The sequence below is a fragment of the Citrobacter sp. EC_71 genome (assembly GCF_019584005.1).
GTDB classification, from domain to species: Bacteria; Pseudomonadota; Gammaproteobacteria; order Enterobacterales; family Enterobacteriaceae; genus Citrobacter; species Citrobacter werkmanii.
Genome location: NZ_VDAY01000079.1, coordinates 1 through 398 on the forward strand (window position 1 = coordinate 1; position 398 = coordinate 398).

Here is a 398-nt window from a genome sequence, read left to right on the forward strand (position 1 = left end):
ATCTCAAGCGCTTTAGCCTCGACGGCCTGCGCCATTTTTTTCGCCGCCGCCAGCGTAATGGTGGCGATTGGTTGGCTCTTATTCACAGTCTCTCCTGAAAATGTTGTAGGGCTGATGTCACGAAAATATCGCGATACAGCTATTTTTTATCATTGGGTTTGGCTTTATTTTCTCGCCGCGCGTTATTAAGTCAATAGGGTGAAAATTTAAAAAGTATTAATTTAATTTTGTGTATTAGTGTTTATTGATAATGATCATTTAACTTCGTCACAATTCGCTACGAATATTCCTGAGAACCGTTTCAATATGGAACGATGAATTTTTATTACGTGCCAAATTGGAACGAAATTAATTTTATTTTTTTATTGCTGTGCTCATTTAGAGTTCGGCCATTGCTG

At 37.9% G+C, this 398-nt stretch carries 1 pseudogene; it reads right to left on the reverse strand.

Annotated elements, in window-relative coordinates:
* Positions 1 to 86 (reverse strand): annotated as a pseudogene (locus tag FHD02_RS24080) (heme-binding protein); the annotation flags it as partial.
* Positions 87 to 398 lie beyond the last annotated feature (312 nt).